Annotated in this window: 25 protein-coding genes; 16 read left to right on the forward strand and 9 right to left on the reverse strand. The window is 72.2% G+C overall.

Translation table 11 applies throughout. The annotated features are described in order from the left end of the window. Positions 1 to 77: 77 nt before the first annotated feature. Positions 78 to 449, reverse strand: a complete 372-nt coding sequence (locus tag O7635_RS34250) for a RidA family protein (RefSeq protein WP_278084634.1) — start codon at positions 447 to 449, stop codon at positions 78 to 80. A 96-nt stretch (positions 450 to 545) separates the two neighbouring features. Between O7635_RS34250 and O7635_RS34255 the strand changes: the two genes are divergently transcribed. From O7635_RS34255 to O7635_RS34265, 3 genes are all read left to right on the forward strand, one after another. Next, positions 546 to 1,409, forward strand: a complete 864-nt coding sequence (locus tag O7635_RS34255) for a TauD/TfdA family dioxygenase (RefSeq protein WP_278084635.1) — start codon at positions 546 to 548, stop codon at positions 1,407 to 1,409. Between the two features lie 21 nt (positions 1,410 to 1,430). Beyond that, positions 1,431 to 2,288, forward strand: a complete 858-nt coding sequence (locus O7635_RS34260) for a PAS domain-containing protein (RefSeq protein WP_278084636.1) — start codon at positions 1,431 to 1,433, stop codon at positions 2,286 to 2,288. Positions 2,289 to 2,380: 92 nt separating this feature from the next. Then, positions 2,381 to 2,779 (forward strand): hypothetical protein, encoded by a 399-nt coding sequence (locus tag O7635_RS34265; protein WP_278084637.1) that lies wholly within the window; start codon positions 2,381 to 2,383, stop codon positions 2,777 to 2,779. Positions 2,780 to 2,959: 180 nt separating this feature from the next. On the opposite strand, the gene O7635_RS34270 is transcribed toward O7635_RS34265, so the two are convergent. Beyond that, entirely contained in the window at positions 2,960 to 3,919 is a 960-nt protein-coding gene (locus O7635_RS34270) for a GlxA family transcriptional regulator (RefSeq protein ID WP_278084638.1), read from the reverse strand. Positions 3,920 to 4,028: 109 nt separating this feature from the next. Between O7635_RS34270 and O7635_RS34275 the strand changes: the two genes are divergently transcribed. The 4 genes from O7635_RS34275 (at position 4,029) to O7635_RS34290 (ending at position 7,217) form a co-directional block, all read left to right on the forward strand. Beyond that, positions 4,029 to 4,667, forward strand: coding sequence for an HD domain-containing protein (locus O7635_RS34275; protein ID WP_278084639.1), 639 nt, complete (start codon positions 4,029 to 4,031; stop codon positions 4,665 to 4,667). 6 nt (positions 4,668 to 4,673) lie between these two features. Beyond that, entirely contained in the window at positions 4,674 to 5,597 is a 924-nt protein-coding gene (locus O7635_RS34280; RefSeq protein WP_278084640.1) for an NADP-dependent oxidoreductase, read from the forward strand. Positions 5,598 to 5,655: 58 nt separating this feature from the next. Continuing rightward, on the forward strand, positions 5,656 to 6,426 hold the full coding sequence (locus O7635_RS34285; RefSeq protein ID WP_278084641.1) for a hypothetical protein: 771 nt from the start codon (positions 5,656 to 5,658) through the stop codon (positions 6,424 to 6,426). Positions 6,427 to 6,506: 80 nt separating this feature from the next. Continuing rightward, positions 6,507 to 7,217, forward strand: a complete 711-nt coding sequence (locus tag O7635_RS34290; RefSeq protein WP_347405320.1) for an STAS domain-containing protein — start codon at positions 6,507 to 6,509, stop codon at positions 7,215 to 7,217. On the opposite strand, the gene O7635_RS34295 is transcribed toward O7635_RS34290, so the two are convergent. Beyond that, on the reverse strand, positions 7,218 to 8,330 hold the full coding sequence (locus O7635_RS34295) for an AI-2E family transporter (protein ID WP_278084643.1): 1,113 nt from the start codon (positions 8,328 to 8,330) through the stop codon (positions 7,218 to 7,220). It lies immediately after the preceding gene. A 64-nt stretch (positions 8,331 to 8,394) separates the two neighbouring features. On the opposite strand from O7635_RS34295, the gene O7635_RS34300 reads away from it, so the two are divergent. Together O7635_RS34300 and O7635_RS34305 are read left to right on the forward strand one after the other, a co-directional pair. Further along, positions 8,395 to 9,471 (forward strand): DUF6183 family protein, encoded by a 1,077-nt coding sequence (locus O7635_RS34300; protein WP_278084644.1) that lies wholly within the window; start codon positions 8,395 to 8,397, stop codon positions 9,469 to 9,471. A gap of 156 nt (positions 9,472 to 9,627) precedes the next feature. Beyond that, the gene (locus O7635_RS34305) at positions 9,628 to 10,722 is read left to right on the forward strand and encodes a serine hydrolase domain-containing protein (protein ID WP_278084645.1); all 1,095 of its coding nucleotides are present in this window, start codon (positions 9,628 to 9,630) and stop codon (positions 10,720 to 10,722) included. A gap of 1 nt (position 10,723) precedes the next feature. Here the strand turns inward: O7635_RS34305 and O7635_RS34310 are convergent, their stop codons facing one another. Both O7635_RS34310 and typA read right to left on the reverse strand, forming a co-directional pair. Next, positions 10,724 to 11,437, reverse strand: a complete 714-nt coding sequence (locus O7635_RS34310) for a class I SAM-dependent methyltransferase (RefSeq protein WP_278084646.1) — start codon at positions 11,435 to 11,437, stop codon at positions 10,724 to 10,726. Between the two features lie 27 nt (positions 11,438 to 11,464). Then, positions 11,465 to 13,330 (reverse strand): translational GTPase TypA, encoded by a 1,866-nt coding sequence (typA, locus tag O7635_RS34315; RefSeq protein ID WP_278084647.1) that lies wholly within the window; start codon positions 13,328 to 13,330, stop codon positions 11,465 to 11,467. A 130-nt stretch (positions 13,331 to 13,460) separates the two neighbouring features. On the opposite strand from typA, the gene O7635_RS34320 reads away from it, so the two are divergent. Together O7635_RS34320 and O7635_RS34325 are read left to right on the forward strand one after the other, a co-directional pair. Then, complete coding sequence (locus O7635_RS34320) at positions 13,461 to 14,903, forward strand: VTT domain-containing protein (RefSeq protein ID WP_278084648.1); 1,443 nt, start codon at positions 13,461 to 13,463, stop codon at positions 14,901 to 14,903. Between the two features lie 50 nt (positions 14,904 to 14,953). Continuing rightward, entirely contained in the window at positions 14,954 to 15,817 is an 864-nt protein-coding gene (locus O7635_RS34325) for a lytic transglycosylase domain-containing protein (RefSeq protein ID WP_278084649.1), read from the forward strand. On the opposite strand, the gene O7635_RS34330 is transcribed toward O7635_RS34325, so the two are convergent. Continuing rightward, positions 15,807 to 16,475: a methyltransferase domain-containing protein gene (locus O7635_RS34330; protein WP_278084650.1), complete on the reverse strand. Its 669-nt coding sequence runs from the start codon at positions 16,473 to 16,475 to the stop codon at positions 15,807 to 15,809. The two genes, O7635_RS34325 and O7635_RS34330, sit on opposite strands and share 11 nt — an antisense overlap. A 73-nt stretch (positions 16,476 to 16,548) precedes the next feature. Here O7635_RS34330 and O7635_RS34335 point away from each other — a divergent pair, with 73 nt between their 5' ends. Next, a complete protein-coding gene (locus O7635_RS34335) occupies positions 16,549 to 17,364 on the forward strand; it encodes a serine hydrolase (protein ID WP_278084651.1) in 816 nt (271 codons plus the stop codon). Here the strand turns inward: O7635_RS34335 and O7635_RS34340 are convergent. After that, on the reverse strand, positions 17,361 to 18,158 hold the full coding sequence (locus O7635_RS34340) for a tyrosine-protein phosphatase (RefSeq protein WP_278084652.1): 798 nt from the start codon (positions 18,156 to 18,158) through the stop codon (positions 17,361 to 17,363). The genes O7635_RS34335 and O7635_RS34340 overlap by 4 nt on opposite strands. Before the next feature lie 47 nt (positions 18,159 to 18,205). Between O7635_RS34340 and O7635_RS34345 the strand changes: the two genes are divergently transcribed. Beyond that, positions 18,206 to 19,285 carry a dipeptide epimerase gene (locus O7635_RS34345; RefSeq protein WP_278084653.1) on the forward strand — a complete coding sequence of 360 codons (1,080 nt, stop codon included), beginning with the start codon at positions 18,206 to 18,208 and terminating at the stop codon, positions 19,283 to 19,285. A 263-nt stretch (positions 19,286 to 19,548) separates the two neighbouring features. Next, positions 19,549 to 20,454: an NlpC/P60 family protein gene (locus O7635_RS34350; protein ID WP_278084654.1), complete on the forward strand. Its 906-nt coding sequence runs from the start codon at positions 19,549 to 19,551 to the stop codon at positions 20,452 to 20,454. A gap of 590 nt (positions 20,455 to 21,044) precedes the next feature. Here the strand turns inward: O7635_RS34350 and O7635_RS34355 are convergent. Continuing rightward, complete coding sequence (locus tag O7635_RS34355) at positions 21,045 to 22,052, reverse strand: TerC family protein (protein WP_278085643.1); 1,008 nt, start codon at positions 22,050 to 22,052, stop codon at positions 21,045 to 21,047. A 338-nt stretch (positions 22,053 to 22,390) separates the two neighbouring features. On the opposite strand from O7635_RS34355, the gene O7635_RS34360 reads away from it, so the two are divergent. After that, the gene (locus O7635_RS34360; RefSeq protein ID WP_278084655.1) at positions 22,391 to 22,687 is read left to right on the forward strand and encodes an antibiotic biosynthesis monooxygenase; all 297 of its coding nucleotides are present in this window, start codon (positions 22,391 to 22,393) and stop codon (positions 22,685 to 22,687) included. Here O7635_RS34360 and O7635_RS34365 read toward each other — a convergent pair. Then, positions 22,665 to 23,174, reverse strand: a complete 510-nt coding sequence (locus O7635_RS34365; protein ID WP_278084656.1) for a GNAT family N-acetyltransferase — start codon at positions 23,172 to 23,174, stop codon at positions 22,665 to 22,667. The genes O7635_RS34360 and O7635_RS34365 overlap by 23 nt on opposite strands. Before the next feature lie 55 nt (positions 23,175 to 23,229). Here O7635_RS34365 and O7635_RS34370 point away from each other — a divergent pair, with 55 nt between their 5' ends. Beyond that, positions 23,230 to 23,991 (forward strand): SDR family oxidoreductase, encoded by a 762-nt coding sequence (locus O7635_RS34370; protein WP_278084657.1) that lies wholly within the window; start codon positions 23,230 to 23,232, stop codon positions 23,989 to 23,991. Positions 23,992 to 24,128 lie beyond the last annotated feature (137 nt).

A 24,128-nucleotide genomic window follows, 5' to 3' on the forward strand; every position in this document is an offset into this window, starting at 1 on the left:
TGTGCGACATGCCGCCAATATCTCGGCCACCGCGGCCGGCGGGCATGAGTCGACGTACTCACCCGATCGGGCGTACCTCAGTTGCGCCGGTCGACGGCGATCGCGTCGACCACGAGCCGCTTCCCGTCGGGCAGTCGCACGATGGCCGAGGTGCGCGCCGGCGGCGCCGCGGGAAACGTCTCGGCATAAACGGAATTGATCACGTCGAACTGGCTCTCGTCGGTGTAGAGCACGGTGGCCTTCACCACGTCGGACGCGTCACCGCCGGCCGCGCGCACGGCCTCGACCAGGTTGTGGAACGCCTGCCGGCATTCGGCTTCGAAGGCGTCCGGACACATCTTCGTGGCCGGGTCGACGCCCGCCTGCGCCGAGACGAACACGAGGCCGGCGGCCTTCACGAAAGGGCGGTACGGGCCGAGCGCCGGCGGCACGACGACATTGGCGAACATCTTTCACCCAATTCCTGGACGACGCTGTCGGAACTATAACGAACGCGGGGCGCGCATATCGAAGTACGCTGGGTCGACTTCCTGGGGAGGACGCGAATGTCCGATGTGGCGATCAGAAGTTGGTCCGCCGCCGAGATCGCCGCGGGCGACTGGACGATCGACCACCGCGACGACGTCGACGGGCTCGCCGCCGAGATCCGTGACGTGCTGGAGCGGGGGCCCGGTTTCGCGGCCGTCACCGGCGTCCCCGTCGACGATCTCGACACCGCCTGCGCCCGCGCGCTCGCGATCGTCGGCGTGCTGGGCCGGCCGCTGCCGCAGGGCCCCGAGCGGGCGCCGACGCTCACCTGGCTCATCCGCGACGAGGGCACCTCGCGGTTCGCCGCCGACGGGGCTTACGAGAAGGGCATCTACACCTCGAAGTCGCACGACGACCTCGACATCCACAACGACGGCGCGATGCGCCCGCACGGCCACGAGGTCGACCTGTTCGCGCTGCTCTGCGTCGAGGCGGCGATGGCCGGCGGCGAGAACGTGTTCGTGAGCTCCGGCGCCGTGATCGACGCGCTGCGCGCGGACTTCCCGAGGGCCTACGAGCGGCTCTGCCAGCCGTTCGCGTTCGAGCGCTCGCATGTCGCGTACGCCGGTCAGGATCTGGTCTCCTGGGCGCCGGTCTTCGACCTCGCGGCGCCGCGCCCGCGGGTCCGCTGGAACCGGCAGCGCATCGAGATGGCGCCACCGGTCACCGGCGTGCCGCTGACGGCCGACGACGTGTCCGCACTGGACGCGATGGACGCGGTGCTGGCGCGGCCCGAGCTGCGGTTCCGGCACACGCTGGCGCGCGGCGAGCTGTTCGTCGTCGACGACGCGCGGATGCTGCACGGCCGCACGTCCTTTCGCGACGATCCCGCCGCGCCGACCGGCCGCTGCCTGGTGCGCGTCCTGTTGGCCCGGCACTGACACACCCCTGGGGAGGTCCCGATGTTCGAGGTGCTCGGCGCCGTGCTCGGCGCCATCGTCGGCGCGCTGGTGACGTTCTTCATCGGCCGGAGCACGTCGCCGCGCGAGGGCCGCCTGACCGGCACGCCGCTGGTGAAGATGGCCGACTACCCGGTGCGGGTCGGCGCCGACGACGGGCTGCTGCGCCTCGACCCGGACGCCCTGGCCCGGCTGTGCCGCACGCTGCTCGAGGACGACAACCCCCGGGCCGCCGTCGACCTGCTCTATCTGGCCCAGCGCAACAAGTCGGCGATCGACCAGTCGCCCGGGCTCGCCGACCTGCTCGAACGGGTCCGGGCCCGCTACCGCAAGCGGTTCAAGCAGTTGGTCGAGCCGAAGGCGATCACCGAGAACCGGGAGCACCTGCTCAAGCAGTTCTACGAGATCACCGAAGGGCTCGGCGAGACGTTCGCCGGGGTGCCGATCGAGTTCGTCCTCCACGACACCCGCGACCCGCTGCACTCGGTCGTCGTCATCAAGAACTCGATCACCGGCCGCAAGAAGGGCGACCAGGCCTCGACCTTCGGCGAAGACGTGATCATCTCGTACGGGCAGTCGCGCTGGACCGGCACGCAACACTCCTACCGGCTGCGCCACCCGTCCGGCCGCGAGATCAAGGCGACGACCATCCCGCTGGAGGACAAGGACCTGGGCCTGATCGCCTTCCTGTGCATCAACATCGACATCGAGCGGCTCTCACCGGACTCGCCGGAGCTGCCGCGACTGGCGGGCCGGCTGGTCGACACACCGGGCGGCTGGGGCGCCCAGGTCTTCCACATCGACGAGGTCGCCGCGGCCGCGGGCCGCGTCCCCACCGCCCGCACCACCGACGAGGACTGACGCGAACCGTCTTGTCCGTCGATCGATGTGAAGCTATCTTTCAGGGAGGTCGGGAAGTAGGAAACTTCTCGCCCAACCACGGGGAGGCGCTCATGCGATCGATCAAGCGGATGGCTGTCGTCGGTGCGATGGTGGCGGGTGTGCTGGTGGGTGGAGGCGGCGCGGCCGGCGCTGCTCCCGCGCGTGCCGCCGACTGCGCCCTGACCATGGGCAACGTCGGCTACAGCGCGAACATGCTCTACGTCAGCGGGTGGCTCTCCGGTGACTGCCGCGGGCAGGTCGGGGTCGACCTGCAGCTCGCGTCGTCGGCCGCGGGACCGTTCACCACCGTCGAGTCGTCGGTGACCTACCCGCTCACCCCGGACGCGCAGGGCGGCACCGCCTGGTTCACCGACGCCTACCAGACCTACGGCTGCGCCTTCTACTTCCGCGGCGTCGGCACCTACGGCGACCTCACCGCGGTCTCGCCCACTCCGCGACGTCCCTGCTGACTAGCGCCTCCCGCGGAGAAACAGCAGCGCGACCGCGGCGATGACCGCCGTCGTGCCGAGGCAGCAGAACGCGAGCACCGCGAGATGCCACGGCTTCAACGCCCCCATGTGTCCGTCCCTCGCGTCGGCGAAGCACTACCAACGGACGGTACCGCGTCGCGCGCCAGCCGTTCGAGGGCGTCAGCGGCGGGCCGTGCTGAACCGGCGTTGGTACGCGGCCGGGCTGATCGCGAGCTTGCGGGCGAAGACCCGGCGCATGCTCTCGTAGCTCGGGAACCCGGCCAGGCTCGCGGCCTGGGTCGCGGTGTGTCCCTGGTCCAGCAGCGCCCGGGCCAGGTCGAACCGGATGCCCTCCACGTAGCGGGCCGGGGTCGTGGCCAGTTCCTCGTGGAACAGCCGGGTGAGCTGGCGGGTGCTGACGTTGAGGTGTTTCGCGAGCTCACCGAGCGAATAGGTCCCGCCCGGTTCGGCCGTGACCAGGTCGGTGATCTCGCGCAGCGCCGGCGAGCGGGGCGGCGGGCCCTCCAGCGGCGCCGAGAACTGCGACTGGCCGCCCGCCCGCTGCATGTAGACCACCAGGGCGCGGGCGACGTGCCTGGCCACGTCGGGTCCGTGGTCGTCCTCGACCAGGGCGAGCGCCAGGTCGATACCGGCCGTCACACCCGCCGAGGTGTACGTGTCGCCGTCGCGCACGTAGATCGCGTCGGAGTCGACCTCGCAGGTCGGACACCGGAGGGCGAGCTCGTGCGCGACCTGCCAGTGGGTGGTGGCGCGCCGGCCGTCGAGCAGGCCCGCGGCGGCGAGCACGAACGCCCCCGTGCAGACCGACGCGACCCGGGCGGCCGCGGCGGCCGGGATCCGGGCGGCGTCGGCCAGCCCGGCGGGCACCCGGGCGCGCGGGTAGCGGTCGGATCCGGCCACCATGAACGTGTCGTACGCCGGTTCGGGCGCGACCGGGCCGTCGACGCCGACGCGTATCCCGCTGTCGGACGTCACGTCGGCCCCGTCCGGCGACAGCAGCACGATCCGGTAGTCGGCGCCGAACCGGTTCGCCTCCTTGAACACCTCGGCCGGGCCGGCCACGTCGAGCAGGGTCACTCCGTCGTAGACGAGGAAAGCGACGTGCTGCGGGCCGGGCACGGTTCATTGGTAACACACCGTCACGGCGGGCGGCGCGGTGTCCGGATACGAGGGATTCCTGGCCGGATGAGGGCGGCGGCGCGGGCCGGCCGATGGGCAGCATGGGGTCATGCCAGAGGTCATCGCGGGACTGGAGATACCCGGGACGGCGGCGGTCGCCGAGGCGACCACGCTGATCCAGGAGACGACCAGCCCGCTGTTCTACAACCATTCGCGCCGGGTTTTCCTGTTCGCCTCGACGCACGCCGAGCGGCTCGGCGTGAAACCGGACCCGGAGTTGCTCTACCTCTCGGCGATCTTCCACGACGCCGGCCTGCTGACCCCGTTCTCCGAGGTCGAGCAGCGCTTCGAGGTCGACGGGGCCGACCACGCCCGGAAGTTCCTCCTCGACCACGGCTTCGCGGGCGCCGACGCCGACACCGTGTGGGCGGCGATCGCGTTGCACACCACGCCCGGCATCCCGGACCGGATGGCGCCGGAGATCGCGATGACGCAGCTCGGCGTACTCACCGATGTGCTCGGTTTCGGTCTGGACCTCCTCGACCGCGACCGGGTGGACGAGATCCTCGCCGCCCATCCGCGCGGGGACTTCAAGAACGGGTTCCTGCGCGCGACCGTCGCGGGGCTCAGGAACCGCCCGGAGACCGCCAACGGCACCGTCAACGCCGACGTGCTCGCGCACTTCCTGCCCGATTTCCAGCGCGTGACCACGGTCGAGCGCATCCTCGACGCCCCCTGGAGCAGTTGACCAACCATGAGAGCGATCACCGTACGAGACCGCGACGCCGGCGTGTCCGGCCTCACCCTGACCGACATGCCGTACCCCCATGCCGCGGAGAACGACGTCATCGTGCGCGTCGACGCCGCCGGCTTCACCCGTGGCGAGCTCGAGTGGCCGGCCACGTGGACGGACCGCGCCGGCCGCGACCGGACGCCCAGCATCCCCGGGCACGAGCTGTCCGGGACGGTCGTCGAGCTCGGCTACGGCACCACCGGGCTGACGGTCGGCCAGCGGGTCTTCGGGCTGGCGGACTGGGCCCGCGACGGGTCGTTGGCCGAGTACGCGGCCGTGGAGGCCCGCAACCTCGCGCCGCTGCCGGCCGACATCGACTCCACCGTCGCCGCCGCGCTGCCGATCTCCGGACTGACGGCGTGGCAGGGCCTGTTCGACCACGCGCGCCTGGTGGCCGGCCAGACGGTGCTGATCCACGGCGCGGCCGGCGGCGTCGGCTCGATCGCCGTCCAGCTCGCCCGCGAGGTCGGCGCCCGGGTGGTCGCCACCGGCCGGGCCGGCGACCGCGACACCGCCCTGGACCTCGGCGCGCAGGCGTTCCTCGACCTGACGGCCGGCGACCTGGACCGGGCGGACGAGGTCGACGTGGTCTTCGACGTCATCGGCGGCGACATCCTCGAGCGGTCGACCGAGCTGGTCCGCCCGGGCGGCACGGTCGTCAGCATCGCGATGGCGCCGACCGCGCGGCCCAAGGACGGGCGGGCCGTGTTCTTCGTGGTCGAACCCGATCGGGCTGCGCTGACCGAGCTGGCGGCGCGGGTCCGGACGGGGCGGCTGCGGGTGATGGTCGGCGCGGTGCGGCCCCTGTCGGAGGCGGTCGCGGCGTTCACCCCGGAGCGGCGTACGCACGGCCGCACGATCATCCAGGTCCGCGAGCCGGACTGAGCATCGACCTCGCGCGCGGGACAGCGGGACGGCGACCCGCGATGATCTACTGTCGCGCATGTTCGTGCGTCGTCGTCTCGTCCCGCTCGCGCTCGGCCTCGTCGGTGTGCTGGGCGCCGGCTGCACGGGCGCTCCCGCACCACCGGCCGCGACGGCACGGTCGAGCGCCGCCGCGCCGTCTCCCACGGCCGACGCCGACGCCGCCCGCGAGGAGCTGATCACGGCACTGGAGCGGTCGGCCGCGGTGCCGCACACGTACGCCGTCCGCGCTGATCTGCCCGAAGGGCAGCGGGTCAAGGGGACGGGCGCCATCGACCTGAAGCGGAAGCGTTTCCAGACCGCGGTGACGATGACCGGCGGCAAATATCCCGGTGCCGGCAACCGGATCGTGCTGGGCACCGACTCCTACCAGCGGGAGTCCAGTAAGGACAGTTGGGTGCACCTGTACCTCGAGCGGGTCCGGGCCGACGACACCCTGGTGGGCTTCGACTGGACGGATCCGACCGGCTTGAAGGCGTTCACCAAGGCGATCGGGCGGGTGGAGCGGACCGGTCCGCACACCTACACGGGCCGGGTCGACCCCACCGCGAGCTACGGGGAGCCGTTCCTGCCGGTCGGCGCGCCGGCCCTGTGGTCCATCGGCCTCGACATGTCGCCGTTCACGGTCACCACCGATGCCAAGGGCTGGGTCACCTCGATCGAGGTGACGCTGACCCCTCGGGACAGCAAGAGGTTGACGATGTCGACATCCATGAGCGGCCACGGGAAACCCTTGGCCGTCCGGAAACCGGCGCGGTTCGCCGAGGCCGCGGAGTTCTACTACGACTAGCTTCCGGGTCCCCGGCGGCTCCGCGCTGGCGTTAACATCGTCGATGAGTGCGGGCCCCGATCGACCGCAGGAGCAAGCCGGTGACCGCTCGGATCAGCAAGCACACGGCCGCGGGGACGGTTGTGCTTGTTGTCCGGGGTGTGCTTGACATGCCTGCCACGCCGGAGTTCGCGCGCGAGGTCTTCGTGGCCGTCGAGGAGCTGACGGCCCGGCAGCTGTTGATAATCGACCTGCGGGAGCTCGACGGTCTCCCTTCCGAGGGCGAACGCGTCCTGGGCGAGGCCGCGGAGCTGTGCGAAGCCCATGGCGTGGAGTGCTACCTGGTGGTGCGGCCCGACGACTTCCCCGCCGTGCGCAACGGGGTGGGCGACAACCAGGCGGCACGCGTCATCGCCAACAACGGCCGCCGCGACCGGCCGTCCACAGAGGACCGGTCTCCGCCGCCCCGCGGCGACCGGGCCTCCTTCTTCCTCCAGCAACGCCGCAGCGCGGACGGGGACGTGCGCCTGCTCGTCTTCGGCGAGATCGACGTCGACACCGCCGGCGAGCTGGCCCTGGTGCTGCACGACGCCGTCATGCGCCGGACGGCCCGCGCCGTCACCGTCGACCTCGGCGGCGTGACGTTCCTGGACTCCGCCGGCGTCCGCGCCCTGCTGCACGCCCACGCCCTGGCGGCGGCTGGCGGCATCGCCGTGCGGGTCGTCCACCCGGGCCAGTCGGTCTCCAAAGCCCTGCGGATCACCGGCGTGCACGCCCTGCTCACCGAGCCGGATCCCGGGACCACCGACTGATCAGCGGCGCGCTTCCTGCGCCGGCTCGGCTGCGGTTTCCACATCGGATGGCGGCTCGCCGCGACCCTGGCTGACCGACCGGACCACCTGGTACGCGACCGCGGTCAGCGGGACGGCGACGATGGCGCCGGCGACGCCGCCGGTCAGCGCGCCGGCGGTGACCGCGACCAGCACCACCGCGGGATGCAGCCGCAGCGCCCGCCCCATGATCAGGGGTTCGAGCAGGTTGCCCTCGATCTGCTGCACGACGACCACCGCGGCCAGCACCAGCAGGGCGTCGACGGGGCCGTTGGCGGCGAGGGCGACCAGGACCGCGGCGATCCCGGCGACGGTCGCCCCCAGGATCGGCACGAACGCGGCCAGGAACGTCAGCACCGTCAGCGGCAGCGCGAGCGGCACGCCGATGATGAACAGCGCGGCCCCGATCCCGATCGCGTCGACGGCCGCGACCGCGACGGTGCCCCGGGCGTAGCGGGCCAGCGCCTGCCACCCGTTGCCGGCCGCGGTCAGCCACCGGTCGCGGGAGCGGGCCGGCAGCCGGTCGCCGAACCAGCTCGCCATCGCGGGGCCGTCCTTGAGCAGGAAGAAGATGAGCACGAGGGCCAGCAGCGCGGCGCCGAGGAACTCGACGACCGTCATGGCCGAGCCGACCGGGTCGGGCGCGGACGAGCGGGCCTGGTCGCCGATCCGGTCGAGAGCCGCGGTCAGCTGGGCCTCGCTGAGCCCGAAGGTGCCGACGAGCCACTCCTGCGTACGCGACCAGCCTTGGGAGAGCTGGTCCGGCAGGTCCGCGGCCTGGTCGGCGACCGTCGGCCACATCAGCACGGCCGGCAGCACCAGGACCGCGAGCATGACGGCGATCGCCGCGAACGCGGCCAGCGCGGGCGGCACGCGCCGGCGCCGGAGGACGGCGCTGATCGGCTGCAGCAACGCGGCCAGCACCAGCGCGGCCACCACCGCCATCGTCAGCGGGGCGACCAACACGGCCAGCCGCAGCACCAGCCAGGCGACACCGACGACCAGCAGCACGCACGCGGCGGCCACGCCCGCGTACCGAAGCGACCATGGCAGGGCGTTCCAGACGCCACCGCGCCGTTCCCCACGTTCATCCACGTGCCCTGATGTACCCAGGCGGCCGATTCGGCACACGGCGGGCGCCGCTGTCTAGAGTGCGGGGATGGCCGACGACCCCCGCGCGATCGCCCGGCGGCTCCCCGGCGTGGCGGATGTGACCGGGCTGTGGGCGATCGCCGAGCGACGGCTCGCGGCCGGTGACGCGACGTTCGTGACCGACCTCGGGATCGCGTTGTGGCAGCGCTACGGGAACGAGCCCGAGCCACCGTGGCAGTACCGCAGTCTCTTCGACCATGTGCTGCGGTTGCTGGCGTTGACACCCGGCCCGGTCGAGCACGCGCTCCGGCTGATCTCGGTGGCGGTGGACCGGCGGCAGGTCCGCTACGCGGCCTCCCTCCTGGCCTCCGCCCACTCCGCGGCCGAGCTGCGCGCGGTCTTCGACGGCCCGGCGCCAGAGGAGCTGCGCGCCTGCGTCCTGCACGAGATGGTGTTGCGCGGCGACGACGTGACGCATCGGTGGACCGAGTCACCGCACTGGCGGTTCCACCCGTTGGCGTGGCTGCCGCGGTCGCTGACGCCGCTCGAGGGCCGGCCCGGCCTCCCCCACCACACGGTCCGCGGCGGGAGCCACGACCTCCCGACGACCGCGACGACGCCCGCGCCCGGGCACGGCCCGGTGCCGTCCGCGCACGAGACGACCACCGAGGCGACGGCCGCGGCCCTCGGCGCGGCCGTGGCGAACTGGGCCGAGGAGTCCAACGGACGCATCGAGGCCCGGACCTGGGCGCTGGACACGCCGCCGCACCCGGACGCGGTCGGCGACACCCTGCTCGCCCTCGGCCTGGCGAGCCTGCGGGACGCGACGGCCCGGCCCGGCCGATGCTCGGCGACCCAGGCGTGGCAGGCCCTCTTCACCGCGGCCTCGAGCGGCGGCGCCTACAACTCGGGCGCCTTCGGGGCGTACGGCCGGCTCCTGGCCTGGCGGTCGGTGGCCGCCCTGGTCGCCGCCCCGCCCGACGCGCCGGCGGCCGAGGTCGAGGAGCTCGCCCACAGCGCCGACTGGTACTCGTTCGCCGCCGCGAGCGGCTGGTTCGAGCAGGTCGCCTGGGACATCGGCCTCGCGGCGGTATCCCCCGACGGCCGCGGCCTCGCGGTCCTGGCCGCCACGGACACCGACTGACCGCTTGCGGTGCGCCGCCGGTGCTGGGTGCGCTGGCTGCATGGCAACCGGCTGGGCCGGCGGGAAGCGATCAGGGTAGAACCAGGGCGGTCCCGGATGGGTCCGACCCTCCACTTTCGGCAGGCTCGTCGTTGACGACCGATCGAGGGGGTTGGGTTGAGGCGCATTCTGGTGGCGGTGACGGCCGCGGCGGCGATGGTCGTGGGCCCGGCGACGGCGGTGGCGGCGGCCACGCCGGCGAGCGGGCACGCCGGGCTCGACGGCCTCGAAGGCCTCGAAGGCCTCGACGGCCTTGACGGCCTGGTGGCCGCCGGTGCGGTCGGCGCGGTGGCGGAGATCCGCGACGGTGACCGGGTGTGGCGTGGCGTGAGCGGTGTCGCCGCGATCGGTTCGACGCGACCGGTGCCGGTCGCCAGCCGGTTCCGGGCTGGCAGCCTCACCAAGACGTTCGTGGCCACCGTCGTGCTGCAGCTGGTCGACGAGGGACGGCTGCGGCTCGACGACAGCGTCGCGGTCGGCGGCCACCGGGTCACCGTCCGGCGGTTGCTCGACCACACGAGCGGGATCCCCGACTACCGGCCCACGCTGGTGCTGCCGCCCGCGCCCGAGTTCCTGGACCAGCGCTGGCGCACCTGGACCCCCGAGGAGCTCATCGCCCGGGTGGCCGGCGGCGGCCCGGCGGAGTTCGCCTACTCCAACACGAACTACCTCGTGTTGGGCCAGGTCATCGAGGCGGTGACCGGCCGGTCGTACGCCGACGAGGTCGAACGCCGGATCATCCGGCCGCTGCGCCTGACCAGGACCAGGATGCCGGGCACCGATCCGCGCATCAGGGGTCCGCACCCCCACGGCTACGTCCCGATCCAGCGGGGCGACCGGCTGCGGCTCGTCGACTTCACGGAATGGAACCCGTCCGTCATGGGCGCGGGCGGCGAGCTGATCTCGACGACGCGCGACCTCAACCGGTTCTTCGCCGCGCTGTTCGGCGGCCGCCTGCTCCCCCGCCGCCTGCTCCGGGAGATGCGCACACCGGGCGTGGCCGACGGGCGCTACGGGCTCGGCCTGGCGTGGCGGGACACCCCGTGCGGGACCCGGGTGTACGGCAACGACGGCGACGCGATCGCGTACCAGAGCTGGTCCTTCTCCACGTTGGACGGTCTGCGGCAGGTCACCCTGGCGCTCACGCCCGACTTCAGCGCCGACCTCGACGACGCCGTCGACGCCTATCTGGACCGGTTCTTCTGTCGCTGAGCTACGCCCGCTTCCGGGCGACGACCAGCCGGCACCGCGCGCTGCCGTCGGGATGGTGGCCCAAGGTGGGCAGGTCGAGCGACTCGGCGCTGAAGCCGGCCGCCGTCAGGTCGACGAGGTTCTCGGACAACGGGTTCGTGCGGTAGTACATGACGAACGGGGGCCGCCACACCGCGTTGCGGACGCGCATCGCGGCGTCGAAGCCGAGCGTCACCCAGTGCGCGACCGACGTGCGGGGCGGCGGTGAGCCGACCGGGAACGCGAAGACGCCGCCGGGACGCAGCGCGCGGTGCACGCCCGCGAAGAGCGCCGGCCGCTCGGCGGGCAGGAAATGCCCGAGCGCCCCGAACGAGACCGCCAGGTCGAAGTGCGCGTCGAACGGCAGGGCGCGGGCGTCTGCGCGGACGAACGTGGCGTCCGGCTGTGCGGCCCGCGCCTGGGTGATCATGCCGCCGCTGAAGTCGACGCCGGTGATCCGTCCACCGCAGACGGACCGGAGCACGCCCAGGCCCGCGCCGGTCCCGCAGCAGACGTCGAGGCCGGTGTCGAACGTGCCGAGCCCGGACAGCGCCTCGGCGGTCGCGTCGAGGATGCTCCGGGGAGTGCGGAACGGCGTGTGGTCGAACTTCGGCGCCAACAGGTCATAGCCGTGCTCGACCGACGACAGCGCCTGGACGCACAGCTCTCCCAACGACGGCCCGCGAGGCGAGAACACCCCGCGAGCCTACTGCGCGGGGTCCCGTCAGTTGGCGTGCTTGCGCCGCGCCGCGGCCCGGCCCCGCACGGTCTGGTCGAGGATGACCTTGCGGATGCGTACGGACGTCGGTGTCACCTCGACGCACTCGTCCTCGCGGCAGAACTCCAGCGCCTGCTCCAGCGAGAGCTTCCGCGGCGGGATGACCTTCTCGGTCTCGTCCGCGGTCGACGAGCGCATGTTGGTGAGCTTCTTCTCCTTGGTGATGTTGACGTCCATGTCGTCGGACCGGCTGTTCTCGCCGACGATCATGCCCTCGTAGACCTCGGTTCCGGGCTCGACGAACAGCGTGCCCCGCTCCTGGAGGTTGAGCATCGCGAACCCGGTGACGCTGCCCGACCGGTCGGCCACCAGAGACCCGTTGCCCCGGGTACGCAGCTCGCCGAACCAGGGCTCGTAGCTCTCGAACACGTGGTGCAGGATGCCGGTGCCGCGCGTGTCGGTGAGGAACTCGGTGCGGAAGCCGATCAGGCCGCGGGCCGGGACCAGCCACTCCATCCGGATCCAGCCGGTGCCGTGGTTGACCAGCTGCTCCATCCGGCCCTTGCGGGTGGCCAGCAGCTGGGTGATCGCGCCCAGGTATTCCTCCGGCGCGTCGATCGTCAGCCGCTCCACCGGCTCACACACGCGACCGTCGATCTCCCGGGTGACGACCTGGGGCTTGCCGACGGTCAGCTCGTACTGCTCGCGGCGCATCTGCTCGACCAGGATCGCCAGCGCGAGCTCGCCGCGGCCCTGGACCTCCCAGGCGTCGGGGCGGTCCGTGGGCAGCACCCGCAGGGAGACGTTGCCGACCAGCTCGCGGTCGAGGCGGTCCTTGACCATCCGGGCGGTGACCTTGGCCCCCTTCACCTTGCCGACCAGTGGCGAGGTGTTGGTGCCGATGGTCATCGAGATGGCGGGCTCGTCGACGGTGATCAGCGGCAGCGGCCGCGGGTCCTCGGCGTCGGCCAGCGTCTCGCCGATCATGATCTCGGGGATGCCGGCGACGGCCATGATGTCGCCGGGGCCCGCCGACTCGGCCGGCTTGCGCTCGAGCCCCTCGGTCATCAGGAGCTCGGCGATGCGTACGCGCTCGGTCGTGCCGTCGATCTTGCACCAGGCCACCGTCTGGCCCTTGCGGATCGTGCCCTCGCGGACCCGGCACAGCGCGAGCCGGCCCAGGAACGGCGACGCGTCGAGGTTGGTGACGTGGGCCTGCAGCGGCGCGTCCTCCTCGTAGGACGGGGCCGGGATCGTGTCGAGCAGGGTGCGGAACAGCGGCTCCAGCGAGTCGCTGTCGGTCGGCACGGTGCCGTCGGCGGGCTGGGTCAGCGAGGCGATGCCGTCGCGGGCGCAGGCGTAGACGATCGGGAAGTCGATCTGGGAGTCGTCGGCGTCGAGATCGAGGAAGAGCTCGTAGGTGTCGTCGACGACCTCTTTGATCCGGGCGTCGGGCCGGTCGACCTTGTTGATCACCAGGATGATCGGCAGGCGGGCCTTGAGCGCCTTGCGCAGCACGAAGCGGGTCTGCGGCAGCGGGCCCTCGCTGGCGTCGACCAGCAGCACGACGCCGTCGACCATGGTCAGGCCGCGCTCGACCTCACCGCCGAAGTCGGCGTGGCCCGGCGTGTCGATGATGTTGATGACCACCGGCTCGCCCTCGGCCGGGGCGTACGTGATCGCGGTGTTCTTCGCGAGAATGGTGATGCCCTTCTCGCGTTCCAGATCCATCGAGTCCATCACCCGGTCGGTGAGCTCGGCCCGGGCATGGAACTGGCCGCCCTGACGCAGCATGGCGTCGACGAGCGTCGTCTTACCGTGGTCGACGTGGGCCACGATGGCGACGTTGCGGAGATCGGAACGGGTCGGCATACCTCCATCCTCCTTGGTCGGCCGGCGCCGACCCCGTCGGGGTATCCCGGAGGTGGCCCGGATCTCTGGTTATTGCCTATTTTCGGACCCTCGCGCACTGGCATGCTGGACCGGTGGGCCGGGGGACGCAATGGTCGATCTACTGACACGGCTGGCAGACCTGCCGCCAGCCGTCATCTATGTGATCGCCTTCACACTCATCGCCGGCGAGACCGCGGTGCTGCTCGGGCTGGTCTTTCCGGCCGAGGCGACACTGCTGCTCGTCGGCTTCCTTTCCTTCACCGGCACGCTCGACCTGCGCCTCAGCCTCGCGCTGATGGTGGTGGCCGGGCTGGTCGGTGACTCGCTGGCGTTCCGGGCGGGGCGTCGCTACGGGGAGCGACTACGCGAGGGGCGCTGGGGCGAGCGGGTCGGCGCCGCGCGGTGGGCCAAGGCCGAGGGCCTGCTGCACCGGACAGGCGGCCGCGGCATCCTGGTCGCCCGGTTTGTCGCATTCGCCCGTACGCTCGTCCCCCGCCTGGCCGGTGCCGCCGGCATGCCGTACCGCCGGTTCGTGATCTGGAACGCTCCCGGCGTCACGCTCTTCGTCGGCGCCTCGGTGCTGGTGGGCTACCTGGCCGGCGAGTCCTACGAGACGGTCTCCGAATATCTGGGCAAGGCCACCGGCGCCGTGCTGATCCTGCTCGGCACCATTATCGCGATCGTGATCGCCGGCCGCTGGCTCGGCCGCAACCCCGACCCGTGGCGGGCGCTGGTCGCCCGGGCCGGCGCGCTGCCGCCGCTGCGCTGGGTCAACCAGCGCTTCGGGGTGCTGTTCTTCCTGCTCACGATGCGGGTCGGGCGGCGCTGGGCGCTGGTCGCCAACCTCGTCACCGGGGTCGCGCTGCTGTTCGGCGTCGGCTTCGGGCTGGCCTACATCATGAAGTGGGCCGTCGGCCAGAGCGGGCTGAGCGTCGTCGACGACAACATCGCCGGCTGGTTCGCGCTGCGCCGCACCGACCCGGCCGTTGACGCGGCCCGCGAGACGCTCGGCATCCTGCGCGGCTCCCTGCTGATCATCATCGTCGCGCTGGTCGCCCTGGTGCTGGCCTGGCGGCGCGGCTCCTGGCGCGGCGACCTGGTCACCATCGTCAGCACGGCGGGCGCGTTCGTGCCGCTGGTGCTGCTGGCCGTGATCTCCGACGTGACCCGGGCCGGTGCCCTGACGCCGGCCAACTCGTCCGTCTCGGGCCTGTTCCCCAGCCAGAACGCGGTGATCACCGCCGGGTTCTGCACGCTGGCCTGGCTGCTGTCCCGGGGGCGCCGCTGGCCGCTGCGCGTGGCGCTGTGGACGGTGGCGGCCGCGTTCATCGTAAGCCTGTCCGGCGCGCGCCTCTATCTCGGTTGGAGCGTCGGCAGCGAGACGGCCACCTCGGTCCTGCTCGGCGTGATGTGGACGCTCTTCTTCATGGTGGCGTGGGCGAGCCGCGGCCAGGCGCCCGCCGAGCCGGCGCCGGCCGCCGAGCCGGTGTCCGATGCGGAGGACGACGGCGGGCTGGCCGCGGCGCCGCAGATCGCGCAACCGGGGCGGTAGGAAGCCGTTCCGGTTGGTAGCGTCGCCCCGAACCACCACGGGGAGGTGCGATGTTGCGGTCACGCGCGGTCGCGGCAATGTGTGCGGTTGCCCTGCTGCTGCTGGCGGGCGGCTGCGGCGGGCGGGAGCCGGCCCGGGCCGCCGGGTCCGGCGACGGGGGCGCGGCGGTCCAGTCCGCCGACGACGACAGCCTCGCCTGGGAGGACGACGCCCCGGAGGACCCGGACGCCGGCGCCGCGGCCGGCCTGGGCGCGGCGCCGACGACCGCGCCGCCGAAGCCCACCTCGAAGCCGACCCGCAGGACGACGCCGACCAAGAAGAGCCCGCCGCGCAAGTCGACGGGCGAGAAGCTCCCGCCGGCGCCGCCGAAACCGGCCGAGGGTTGCACCAAGCCGCGCTACGAGGGCGCCCAGGCGAGCCGGGCCGACGCCAAGGCGGCGCTGGTCGACGCCGCGGGCCGCACCTACTGGCCGACCAGCGCGCCGAGCCTGCGGGTGCCGCTCGACCTGGTCAAGGCCACCGCCTACCAGGAGAGCGGGTGGCAGTCCAACATCATCGCCTGCGACGGCGGCGTCGGGCTGATGCAGGTCATGAAGGACACCGCGGCGTTCGTCAACCAGCGGTTCGACCAGACCTACGACATCAGGAACTACCGCGACAACGCGGCGCTGGGTGCCAACTACCTGGCCTGGCTGATCAAGTACTTCGGCGACGTCTACTTCGATGGCGACTACGACGCCGACCCGGCGGACTGCGCCAGCCACGACGACCTGTGCCTGCTCAACGCCGTGATCGCCGCCTACAACTTCGGGCCTGGTGCGGTCGACACCGACGCGGGCCTCAAGATCCCGAACCCGCGCTACGTCGACAACGTGCGGTCGCTGATGACCACCTGCGAGTGCCTCAACTGGTGACCTTGACCGCGCGCAGCGCGAACACGTCGGCGATCCCGTTCGGGCTCGACTCGGCCACCCGGTCGATCCGCAGGCCGGCGTCGACGACCGCGTTCAGCAGGTCGGCCAGTGGCACGTGCCAGGCGCCCACCCGGGCCCGCACGCCGTGGGGCGCCCAGGCGTCGAAGGTGCGCGCCGTGTCGGCATAGCGGGTGTTGATGGTGATCAGGTCGGCGTCCGAGCGGTCGGCGAACGCGCCGACGAAGCAGGGGTGGACGCCGACGTGCACCAGCCGGCCGCCCGGGGCCAGCACCCGGCCGGCCTCGCGCAGCACCGCCGCGTAGTCGGGCAGGTCGGTGTGCGCGAGCACGCAGGCCACGGCGGGGACGCTGGCGTCCCTGATCGGCAGGCGGGTCGCGTCGGCGGCGGCCACCGGGAGCCGGGAGCGGGCCCAGCGGAGCTGGCCGCGGGACAGGTCGGCGCCGACCGGGGTCCAGCCGAGCTCGCGGATCGTGCCGGCCTGCGCTCCCCCGCCGCAGCACAGGTCGAGGCAGCGGCCCGCGCCCGGACCGAGCAGCTCGGCGAGATGGACGCGCACCCGGTCCATATAGGACGATGCGACCTTCGTGTACTCCTCGTACCAGTCGGCGTGGGCGTCGTACGCGGGCGGGGCGGTCATCCCGGCACGCTAACCCCGGTCGCGGGCCGGGTGGGGCGATGTTCGCGGAGAGCGCACACTATCGTCGGAACCGATGGACAGCTGGGACGAGGTCGACGAGGCGCTGGGCGCCGCGCCGGGCACCGCCGCCGCCTGGGTCGGGCCGGTCGGCGGCCCGCCCGCCTACGCGCGGCAGGCGGACGCGACGCACTACGCGGCGAGCACGATGAAGGTGGGCGTGCTGGTCGCCCTGCACCGGGCGGCCGCGGCCGGACTGCTCGACCTCGACGCGCCCGTGGCCGTCCACAACAGACACACGTCGGCCGCGTCCGGCTTCTTCGCCGACGATCCGGCCGAGGACAGCGACACCGCCACCTGGGCCCTGCTGGGGGCGACGAGCACGCTGCGGGACCTCGCCCGGCAGATGATCGTGCGGTCGGGCAACCTGGCGACCAACCTGTGCCTGGCGGCGGTGGGGGTGCCGGCGGCGCAGGAGGTCTGGCGGCTGGCCGGCGCTACCCACAGCGTCACCGCGCGTGGGATCGAGGACGCGCCGGCCCGGTTGGCGGGCCTCGACAACCTGGTCACGGCGGGCGACCTGGCGGCCCTGTTCGGGGCGGTGGTGACCGGCGACCTGCTCCCATCGGGGGCCGGGCGCGAGGTGCTCGCGCTGCTGGAGGCCAACGAGCACCGCGACGACCTGGTGGCGGGGCTGCCGGCCGGCACGCGGGTGGCACACAAGAACGGCTGGATCACCGGGGTACGCCACGGCGCCGGTGTGGTGTTCCCCGCCGACGCGCCGCCGTACACGGTGGTGGTCTGCACCTCGACGTCGTTGCCCGACGAGGCCGCCTGCGCCCTGGTCGCCGGCGTCTCCCGGGCCGCCTGGTCGGCCCGGCACTCGCTCTAAGGCTCCAGCAGGCGGTCCCGGAGGGTGGCGCGGAGCGTGTCGTCGACGCCCAGCGCGTCGCGGAGGTAGGTGTCCATGTCGCCGTGGCGGGTCGCGACCTCGGCGTAGGCCGCGTCCAGGTACGACTCGCGGGCCTCCAGGACCGGGCGGATGGCTTCCAGGTCGAGGCCGGGGCTGCGGACCAGCATGGCGCCCATGATCGCCTCGTTGACGCCGTCGGCCAGGTCGTTGGTGCGCAGGTAGTCGGCCCGGATCGCGGCCCGGTCGACGCCGAGCGCGGTCAGCAGGATCACCGAGAGCCAGCCGGTGCGGTCCTTGCCGGCGCTGCAGTGGAAGAGCAGCGGGAGGTTCCCGTCCTCGGCCACGGTGCGCACGGCCCGCGCGAACGCCTCGACCGCGACCGGGTCCGCGACGAACCAGCGGTAGATCGCCTCCATCGCGCCGGTGGTGCCCTCCCGGGCCAGGGCCTCGTAGGCACTCAGGTCATGGCCGAGCAGCACCGCCGACACGTACGTGAATACCGGGTGCTGCGGGTCGTGGATCGGGATGTGCACGACCCGCGGCTCGCCGGCCAGCCGGTCCGGCGGGGCGACCTCGATCTCGCGCGCGCTGCGCAGGTCGACCACGCAGGCGAGGCCGAGCTTGCCGATCGTGGGCAGGTCGTCGTCGACCAGCCGACCCAGGCCGCTCGCCCTGATCAGGGCGCCGGACCGGACGCGCCGCCCGTCCGCCCCGACCAGTCCGCCGAGGTCACGGGCGTTCGGCGCCCCCGTCAACGTCCATTCCGCGGTCATCGCCGGTCCTCCCGTCACACACAGCTCTCCCGGATAGGGTGCCGCACATGACGATCGAGGATGTCAGGACCCACCGGGTGACCGCCCCGCTGCACACCCCGTTCGTGACGGCCCTGCGCCGCGCGACCTCGGTGGAGACCCTGATCGTCGAGATCGTCGACCGCGACGGCGTGTCGGGATTCGGCGAGGCGCCGCAGGTGTGGCAGGTCACGGGCGCGTCGCTGGCGGGTTCCGCGGCCTGCGTCGAGACGATGCTGCGGCCGCTGCTGATCGGGCGGGACCCCGACGACCTCGTGGCTCTCTGCCGCGCGGTGGCCCGGGCGGTGGCCGGCAACGAAGGGGCCAAGGCGGCGGTCGACGTGGCGCTGCACGACCTCGTGGCGCGGCGGCTGGGCGTACCCCTGGCGCGGTTCCTCGGCGGCACCACCCTGCGGGTGCCGACGGACGTGACGCTGACCGCCGCCGACGAGATCGGGGTGGCCGACGCCGCGCGCGCCCGGGTGGCCGAGGGATTCGACGTGCTCAAGGTCAAGGTCGGGGCCGACCCCGCGACGGACCTGGCGCGGATCCGCGACGTGCGGGCGGCCGCCGGGCCCGCGACGCGGATCAGGCTGGACGCCAACCAGGGCTGGTCGGCGAAGCAGGCCGTACGCATCATCAGCGCGGCCCAGGACGCCGGCGCCGACCTGGAGCTGGTCGAGCAGCCGGTCGACCACCGCGACATCGAGGGGTTGCGCTGGGTGACGGACCGTGTCGACGTGCCGGTCCTGGCGGACGAGTCGGTGTACGGGGTCCGCGACCTGGTGACGGTGATCCGGTCCCGGGCGGCGGACATGGTGAACGTGAAGCTGGCCAAGTGCGGTGGGCTGGGTCCGGCGCGGACGTTGCTGGCGCTGGCCGAGGCCCACGACATGGGCACGATCGTCGGCACGATGATGGAGAGCCCGGTCGGGGTCGGGGCAGCGGCGAGCCTGGTCGCGGCGTACGGCACGAGCGCGGTCGCCGACCTCGACGCGGCGTGGTGGCTGTCGTCCTCGCCGGTCGTGGGCGGACTGACCTACGAACCCGGCGCGGTTCTGCTGCCGGGGGTGCCCGGTCTCGGGGTGACGCTGCCGGTGTCCGCTTAATCCGGACACCTACCGCCCGGATGGACCCGGGACCGCGCGATTCGTTCTTGATCGTTTTGATCGCTCCAATGGGTCAATGGGGCTTGCGGGTGCGGATTCGGGCGGTCGGTCGATCGGGGTCGGCCGAGCGGTCAGTTTGAAGGAGAGTTGCAAGAGATGATTGAGTGACGACGAATCTTTTCGTAGCCTGGCGAGCAGGGGTGGGGACCCCGTCGGCGGTGCGGACGGGGGGCGGGCGAGTGCGAACGGACAGGCAGCGAGCGGTGCGGGCAGGCAGCGACGCGATGGTGCGAGTGGCCGTCGCGACACTGTGGTCCACACCGGACGCGGTCCGACCGATTGACAGCCGCGCGCTCGGGCGCACCGCCGACATCCCATCCTGGGTGGCGTCGATGTCCGCCGAGCAGCAGGTCGGCGACGGGGTGCTGAGCCAGTTGCTGCTGGGTGAGCGGGTACGCGTCGACGAGGTGCGCCCCGACGGCTGGGTCCGGGTGGTCGCCCTGCAGCAGCCGGGGGTGCGCGACGAACGCGGCTACCCCGGATGGATCTCCGCGGACCAGCTCGGGCCCGCTCCCGCTGACGTCGACGACACCACCCTTGTCGTCGACGCGACCGCCACCGACCTGCGGGCGGCGCCCCGCGGGCCGGTGCTGCTGGCCAACGTCATGCTCGGCACCCGCCTGACGGCGGCGGGCGGGCCGGTCGACGATTTCCTGCCGGTACGGGTCGGCGACGAGCGGCTGTGGGTGGCCGCCGCCGACGTGGTCCACGCCGGCGGCGAGGGCGGCCGACCGACCGCGGCGCTCGACGTGGCGTCCCGGCTGCGGGGTGTCCCTTATGTCTGGGGTGGGCTCTCCGCGTACGGAATCGACTGCTCGGGACTCGTGCACCTGTCGTGGCGCCGCTTCGGGGTGACCCTCCCCCGCGACGCGGCCGACCAGGCGGCGGCGACCCGCTCGGTGCCGCTGGGCTCGGAACAGCCCGGCGATCTCTATTTCTTCGCCCGGCCGGGCCGGCGCATCCACCACGTCGGCATGGTCACCGGCGGCACCGGTGGCGGGCCGCGGCGGATGTTGCACGCCTGCTACACGCAGCGGCGGGTGGTGGAGGAGCCGCTGTCGTCGGCGCGGGAGGACACGTTGATCGCGGCGCACCGGGTGGTCGACTGAAGTTCGTGGCCGGCCGGGGAATGGTCGCGGTGGGTCGGTGGTTGAGGTGAGTGTCGGTGTGTTCAGTGTCCCCGGGCCTCACCTAAATTGCCTTCGCGGAATACCGTCCGGCTGGAGCCGCGTCGCGCCACTCGCCGAGAGGCGACCTGCACACCGACACCGAAGCGCCGCCCCGGGCTTTCCGTCCGGGAGCGGCGTTTTCTTTGTGCCGACCCGGGAATGGTCGCGGCGGGTCCGTGGTTGAGATGACTGTCGGTGTGTCCAGTGTCCCCGGGCCTCACCTAAATTGCCTTCGCGGAATACCGTCCGGCTGGAGCCGCGTCGCGCCACTCGCCGAGAGGCGACCTGCACACCGACACCGAAGCGCCGCCCCGGCCAACGCCGAGGGCGGCGTTCTCGTTGACCCCACCTAAGGGCCACCTAGCCTGACGCCGGTCTGGCCGGCGTCGCCGGCCTCGCGGTGAAACTCCCCTCCGCGGCGCTGCCGGCCGGGCGGTGAGACGCGGTCCTCGGGCCCGGCCGAGCGCGGACCCGGAATGCGCCGCAGGCCGACCCGGTGTGCCGGGTCGGCCTGCGTTGGTGCCTGCGCTCTAGCTGCCGACCGTGGTCAGCTCGCGCCCTTTGCGTTTGTCGCGGCTCGATTTGATCAGGCTGGCGATGGTGGCCAGTATGAGCGTCCCGAGGATCACGGTGAGCGACAGCCAGATGGGGATGTGTGGCGCCCAGCTGATGTGCTCGCCGCCGTTGATGAACGGCAGGTTGTTGTCGGCCAGCGCCTCGAGCACCAGCTTGACGCCGATGAAGGCGAGTACGACCGCCAGGCCCAGGTTGAGGTAGACGAGGCGGTCGAGGAGGCCGCCGAGCAGGAAGTAGAGCTGGCGCAGGCCCATCAGCGCGAACACGTTCGCGGTGAAGACCAGGTAGGGCTCCTTGGTCACGCCGAAGATGGCGGGGATGGAGTCCAGCGCGAAGATCAGGTCGGTGGTGCCGATCGCGATCATCACGATGAGCATCGGCGTGAACAGGCGCTTGCCGGCGCTGTCCGTCGTCGTGATCCGCACGCCGTCGAAGTCGCGGGAGAACGGGACGGCGCGCCGTACCCAGCGGATGATGATGTTCTCCTTGAACTCCTCCTCGTCGGGCTCGCCCTGGCGCACGAAGTTGATCGCGGTGTAGACCAGGAACGCGCCGAAGATGTAGAAGACCCAGGAGAACTGGCTGATCAACGCGGAGCCGGCGGCGATGAAGGCGCCACGCATCACCAGCGCCAGGATGATGCCGACGAGCAGCACTTCCTGTTGCAGGTGTCTCGGCACCATGAACCGCGACATGATGATCACGAAGACGAAGAGGTTGTCGACCGACAGGCTGTATTCGGTCAGCCAGCCCGCATAGAACTCGCCGGCGAACGTCGCGCCGGACGTGAACCACAGCCCGAGGCCGAAGAGCAGGGCCAACGCGACGTAGATCGACACCCAGATCGTCGACTCTTTGAGGCTCGGCTCGTGCGGCCGGCGACCGATGATCAGCAGATCGGCGAGCAACACGGCCACCATCACCACGAGGGTGATGCCCCACACGAGCGGGGTCACGTGCAAGTCAGGCGCGTTCAAATAGACCTCCGGCAGGCACACCACATCGCTGCGCGGCGACGTGCTGAGACGTGACTGTCGGAGGTCTCTTCCACCACCCGGCCTGGTTAAGCCTGGTGACCGGCGGTGCCGGGAGACGCCCGGCTCGCGCCGGACGGCTGCCGTGCTGACGACATCGCCGCGGGGGAATACTCCCCTCCTCGGTCGCCATCATCCCCTATCGAGGCCGGTTTTGACACATCGACCACCGGGACTCGCCTGTGAGCTCGTGCATCACCGCACGTCGCGTACGGCATCCTAGGATGTTGTCCGTGTCTCCACCCGATCATGGGAGGCTTCCCGGCATGGTTCTCGAGGTCGCTCTGATCGATATCAAGCCGGGTGAGGAAGACGCGTTCGCCGCGGCCTACGGCAAGGCCCACCCGATCGTCCGGAGTACGCCCGGCTTCCGCTCGATCCGCATGACGCGCGGCATCGAGTCACCGTCGCGGTTCGTGCTGCTGGTCGAGTGGGACTCGGTCGAGGCGCATCTGGAGAACTTCCGCGAGAGCGAGCGGTTCCCGCAGTGGCGCGCCCTGATCGGCCCCTACTTCGCCGCGCCACCGGTGGTCGAGCACTTCATCGACGTCCCGACCGACTGACCCCCGGAGCCAGGTCGCGGGCGTGGCGGATGCCCGGTCGGCCGGAAAGGACCACCTCGCCGACCGCGGTGAAGCCGTTGCGGCGCAGGACGGTGAGCGAGCCCGGGTTGACCAGCGCCGCCGAGGCGTACAGCCGGTGCAGGCCGTACTCGTCGCGCGCCAGGTCGCAGATCCGGGCGACCGCGGCGGTGGCCAGGCCGCGGCCCGTCGCGTGTTCGGCCATGCGGAAGCCGAGATCGGCGCTCCCGCCCGCGACGTCGAACAGGTTGAAGCGACCGAGGACCGCGCCGTCGTCGTCGACCAGCAGATGGAAGTGGTCACTGCCCGTGGCCTGGTCGGCGAGGAGCTGGGCATGGCGCTCGGCGAAGCTCGCGAAGTAGTCGTCCCCGCGGTCGGGGATGAAGCGGGCGAAGTACACGCGGTTCTGGCGCTCGAAGTCGAGCAGCGCGGCGGCGTGGGCGGCGGCGAGGCGCTGGAGTTCGGGCACGGGCGCATCGTAAATGGGGCGCGGGCCGAAGATCGACACGATTAGGGTGGCCCGCGTGAGTGAGCGCGTAGCGATCGTGACCGGGGTCAGCAGGCGCGTCGGCATCGGCGCGGCGGTCGCGCGGCGCCTGGCCGACGACGGGCATCGGCTGTTGGTGAGCGGGCTGGCGACCTACGACCACGAGCAGGGAAGCGGCGCCGATCCCGACGGCGTCGCCGAGATCATGGCGGGTCTGTCCGGCGGGCCGCACCACTACTCCCCCGCCGACCTGTCCGACCCGACGGCGCCCGCGGCGCTGGTCAAGGCGGCCCTCGACCGCTTCGGTCGGGTCGACACGCTGGTCGCGGTGCACACGTACTCGACCAGCAACACGTTCGGCGCCCTCGACGCCGAGGAGATCGACCGGCATCTGATCATCAACGTCCGGGCCACGATGCTGCTGATCGAGGCCTTCGCCGCAGCACACGACGCCGGCGCCGGTCGGGTCGTGCTGTTCTCCAGCGGCCAGCGGTTGGGGCCGATGACGGGCGAGCTGCCGTACGCGGTGAGCAAAGCCGCCGTGGAGAACCTGACCAAGCAGCTCGGCACCCTGCTGATGCGCCAGGGCATCACCATCAACGCCGTGAACCCGGGCCCGACCGACACGGGTTGGGCGTCGCCCGAAACGATGGAAGCCCTCGCCCACCTCTTCCCCGGCGGCCGGTGGGGCGAACCCGACGACGCCGCGCGGCTGGTCGGTTGGCTCTGTTCCCCCGACGCCCGCTGGATCACCGGCCAACTGATCGACTCCGAGGGCGGCTTCGACCGCTACGCCTGACCCCGCCCCACCCTCGACCGGTGCGCTCCTGCCCGCTGGCTGGTGCGCCTCGTTCGCAGGCCGGCGTGCGCCACCGCGGCGTCCGGCTCGCGCCCGCGTTGACGGTGGCCCGCGAGGGTGTTGTCGCGGAGCCGCAC

Origin of the sequence: Asanoa sp. WMMD1127, from assembly GCF_029626225.1 — a bacterium.
GTDB lineage: Bacteria > Actinomycetota > Actinomycetes > Mycobacteriales > Micromonosporaceae > Asanoa.

What these genes read in the sequence shown, in the direction of transcription:
- O7635_RS34250 (WP_278084634.1), bottom strand. Translation starts at nt 449, where the DNA reads ATGTTCGCCAATGTCGTCGTGCCGCCGGCGCTCGGCCCGTACCGCCCT.
- O7635_RS34255 (WP_278084635.1), top strand. Translation starts at nt 546, where the DNA reads ATGTCCGATGTGGCGATCAGAAGTTGGTCCGCCGCCGAGATCGCCGCG.
- O7635_RS34260 (WP_278084636.1), top strand. Translation starts at nt 1,431, where the DNA reads ATGTTCGAGGTGCTCGGCGCCGTGCTCGGCGCCATCGTCGGCGCGCTG.
- O7635_RS34265 (WP_278084637.1), top strand. Translation starts at nt 2,381, where the DNA reads ATGCGATCGATCAAGCGGATGGCTGTCGTCGGTGCGATGGTGGCGGGT.
- O7635_RS34275 (WP_278084639.1), top strand. Translation starts at nt 4,029, where the DNA reads ATGCCAGAGGTCATCGCGGGACTGGAGATACCCGGGACGGCGGCGGTC.
- O7635_RS34280 (WP_278084640.1), top strand. Translation starts at nt 4,674, where the DNA reads ATGAGAGCGATCACCGTACGAGACCGCGACGCCGGCGTGTCCGGCCTC.
- O7635_RS34285 (WP_278084641.1), top strand. Translation starts at nt 5,656, where the DNA reads ATGTTCGTGCGTCGTCGTCTCGTCCCGCTCGCGCTCGGCCTCGTCGGT.
- O7635_RS34300 (WP_278084644.1), top strand. Translation starts at nt 8,395, where the DNA reads ATGGCCGACGACCCCCGCGCGATCGCCCGGCGGCTCCCCGGCGTGGCG.
- typA (WP_278084647.1), bottom strand. Translation starts at nt 13,330, where the DNA reads ATGCCGACCCGTTCCGATCTCCGCAACGTCGCCATCGTGGCCCACGTC.
- O7635_RS34320 (WP_278084648.1), top strand. Translation starts at nt 13,461, where the DNA reads ATGGTCGATCTACTGACACGGCTGGCAGACCTGCCGCCAGCCGTCATC.
- O7635_RS34325 (WP_278084649.1), top strand. Translation starts at nt 14,954, where the DNA reads ATGTTGCGGTCACGCGCGGTCGCGGCAATGTGTGCGGTTGCCCTGCTG.
- O7635_RS34330 (WP_278084650.1), bottom strand. Translation starts at nt 16,475, where the DNA reads ATGACCGCCCCGCCCGCGTACGACGCCCACGCCGACTGGTACGAGGAG.
- O7635_RS34335 (WP_278084651.1), top strand. Translation starts at nt 16,549, where the DNA reads ATGGACAGCTGGGACGAGGTCGACGAGGCGCTGGGCGCCGCGCCGGGC.
- O7635_RS34340 (WP_278084652.1), bottom strand. Translation starts at nt 18,158, where the DNA reads ATGACCGCGGAATGGACGTTGACGGGGGCGCCGAACGCCCGTGACCTC.
- O7635_RS34345 (WP_278084653.1), top strand. Translation starts at nt 18,206, where the DNA reads ATGACGATCGAGGATGTCAGGACCCACCGGGTGACCGCCCCGCTGCAC.
- O7635_RS34360 (WP_278084655.1), top strand. Translation starts at nt 22,391, where the DNA reads ATGGTTCTCGAGGTCGCTCTGATCGATATCAAGCCGGGTGAGGAAGAC.